This window comes from Phenylobacterium sp., from assembly GCF_036263695.1.
Classification (GTDB): domain Bacteria; phylum Pseudomonadota; class Alphaproteobacteria; order Caulobacterales; family Caulobacteraceae; genus Phenylobacterium.
Window position 1 is genome coordinate 1 of the sequence record NZ_DATAGM010000399.1, and the last position, 2235, is coordinate 2235.

The following is a 2235-nucleotide window of genomic DNA, read 5'->3' on the forward strand; positions in this document are numbered from 1 at the left end:
GCGCGCCATTAACCCTTGAAGAGAATTGCCATTCCGCTCGCAACAGCGATACTGCGTTGCGACAATGCGGAGCCGCGCCCGCGGCGCCCGCGAAGAGGGGGCCAAATGCCCGACACCAGCGGAAACAAACCTCAGGGCGACGAGCGGGTCGTCATCAAGAAGTACGCGAACCGCCGGCTCTACAACACGGCCTCGAGTTCCTACGTCACCCTCGACCACCTGTCCGACATGGTGAAGCGGGGCGTGGACTTCGTCGTCTACGACGCCAAGACCAACGAGGACATCACCCGGACCGTCCTGACGCAGATCATCTTCGAGGAGGAAAGCCGCGGCGAGAACCTGCTGCCGATCCAGTTCCTTCGCCAGTTGATCGGCTTCTACGGCAACTCGATGCAGGCCTTCCTGCCCTCGTACCTGGAGATGTCGCTGTCCAGCTTCGCCCAGCAGCAGGAAGCGATGCGCAGCCAGTTCGCCAAGCTCGGCCAGGGCGGCGGCCCGTTCGACGAGCAGATCCGTCAGAACATGCAGATGTTCGAACGGGCCATGAAGATGTTCACCCCCTTCGCCTACGCCCGGCCGGAGGACGGCCAGCCCGGCGCGAAGCCGACCGAGCCTGCGCCCGCCTCCCCGCCGGCGACCGCCCAGCCCGCGCCGGAGGACGCCGTCGCCGAGCTGCGCAAGCGGTTGGAGGAGATGCAGGCCCAGATCGAGAAGCTGGCCAAGCGCTGAACCTTCGCTTGGGGCGTTCCTTAACCCGGGGGCATCAGACTTAGGGCCGCCATGACCACGCCGATCGACCCGATCCGCCGCGCCGAGCGCATCCGCCGGGCCAAGCGCGCCCTGGTGGAGCGCGGCGAGACGACAGAAGCGGCGCAGACCTTGCCGGTCCCCGTCTCAAAGGCGCCCGTTCCCAAGCCCGCCATCGGCGTCGAGGTCCAGCTCATCGGTGAGGGCGAGCGCCGCGGCCTGCGCGGCGGCGAACCGGTGCTCAAGGCGGCCAAGACTGCCTACGTCCGCACCGAATGGTCCGGTTCTGCCGACCGGCGGACGCCGAAGGGCAGCCTGACGAAGAAGGAAGTCTGAACCCCGAAATCGGCTCATCCCAAATCACCTCCCGCCGCTTCCCGGGGAGGTGAGACGGCGCCGCATGCGCGGTCAGGTTGGAGATCCCCTCCTGAGTCGCGCCACCTCGGCCTCCAGGGCCGCCACGCGACGTTCCAGGTCGGAGAGCCGGTCGCCACCTGGCACGGGCGTCGAAACGCCCGCGCGGTTCGCAACTTCGGCGGCGGGAACGCCCAGCACGTCCGAAAACGCCTGCACCTCGGCCGCCGAGAGCTCGCGTTGGTCTTTGAAGGCGAGCGTCAGATCCGCCTCGCTCATGCCGGCGGCGGCGGCGAGCACGACCCGGGAGATCCCCCGCTCCGCCAGCTGCGCGTCGAACCATTCGGCGTCGAAGAAGAGAGCCATCAGGTTTGGCGCCGGTCTTGCTTAACCGGGGATGAATCCATCGCCGGGGCTCCCGATGACCGCGCTCGCCACCCGCTTCATTGACGTCTTCATCGTCGCCCTGATCTTCACCGCCTTCACCTAGAGCCCGACCCCGGCGCCGAAGTCGACATCCCGCCTTGCCGCCAGGATGGTGACGATGAAGCCGGCCAGCACGTCGAGCAGCACCATCAGGGTGATCAGGAAGAAGGTCGAGGTCGCGAAAGGCGGCGCGAGCAGCAGCTCCACCAGGCAGATCACGAACAGAAGCATCGACAGGCCGTGGTTCACGATGGCCGCCCGCCGGCTGTTGGTGGACTTGAGGAGCTCCACGAACAGCACCATCAGGCTGGCCGCCAGCAGCAGGTCTCCGGTGGCGACGGGCCAGTCGGCGCCTGAGGCCATCCGCACCGTGAACAGGGTGTCGGTGAGCGCCGCCGAGCCTCCGGCCAGCGCAATCAGGTTGTAGACCAGCACCGGCAGGACCAGCAGCGGCAGCGCAGCGATCATTGCAGAACCCCTTCCCTCGGGCTTGGAGGATGCCGCCAAACCTAGAGTTCGTCGATTGCGCCCGGCAGACGCGCCCGGGATCTCAGCCACACCACGCCCAACAGGTCCGATAGCGAGGCCATCAGCCGGCCGAGGTTGGTGTACTTCGACCGGCCGCTCTCCCGATGGCGGTGGTGCACCGGCTGGAACGCCACCTCGTACCCTTCGCGCAGCATCAGCGCCGGCAGGTAGCGGTGGATG

At 67.4% G+C, this 2235-nt stretch carries 4 protein-coding genes and 1 pseudogene; 2 read left to right on the forward strand and 3 right to left on the reverse strand.

The features are described from left to right. Positions 1-105: 105 nt before the first annotated feature. Positions 106-729 (forward strand): polyhydroxyalkanoate synthesis repressor PhaR, encoded by a 624-nt coding sequence (phaR, locus tag VHK87_RS16045; RefSeq protein ID WP_329635897.1) that lies wholly within the window; start codon positions 106-108, stop codon positions 727-729. A 51-nt stretch (positions 730-780) separates the two neighbouring features. Further along, on the forward strand, positions 781-1083 hold the full coding sequence (locus tag VHK87_RS16050) for a hypothetical protein (protein ID WP_329635898.1): 303 nt from the start codon (positions 781-783) through the stop codon (positions 1081-1083). A gap of 72 nt (positions 1084-1155) precedes the next feature. On the opposite strand, the gene VHK87_RS16055 is transcribed toward VHK87_RS16050, so the two are convergent. The 3 genes and pseudogenes from VHK87_RS16055 to VHK87_RS16065 all read right to left on the reverse strand — a co-directional run. Beyond that, on the reverse strand, positions 1156-1467 hold the full coding sequence (locus VHK87_RS16055) for a helix-turn-helix transcriptional regulator (RefSeq protein WP_329635899.1): 312 nt from the start codon (positions 1465-1467) through the stop codon (positions 1156-1158). Between the two features lie 120 nt (positions 1468-1587). Next, on the reverse strand, positions 1588-1995 hold the full coding sequence (locus VHK87_RS16060) for a hypothetical protein (RefSeq protein WP_329635900.1): 408 nt from the start codon (positions 1993-1995) through the stop codon (positions 1588-1590). 41 nt (positions 1996-2036) lie between these two features. Next, a pseudogene (locus tag VHK87_RS16065) lies at positions 2037-2235 on the reverse strand (dolichol-phosphate mannosyltransferase); the annotation flags it as partial.

Excerpts from the sequence above, each read along its gene's own strand:
- VHK87_RS16055 (WP_329635899.1), bottom strand. The coding sequence starts at position 1,467 with ATGGCTCTCTTCTTCGACGCCGAATGGTTCGACGCGCAGCTGGCGGAG.
- VHK87_RS16050 (WP_329635898.1), top strand. The coding sequence starts at position 781 with ATGACCACGCCGATCGACCCGATCCGCCGCGCCGAGCGCATCCGCCGG.
- VHK87_RS16060 (WP_329635900.1), bottom strand. The coding sequence starts at position 1,995 with ATGATCGCTGCGCTGCCGCTGCTGGTCCTGCCGGTGCTGGTCTACAAC.
- phaR (WP_329635897.1), top strand. The coding sequence starts at position 106 with ATGCCCGACACCAGCGGAAACAAACCTCAGGGCGACGAGCGGGTCGTC.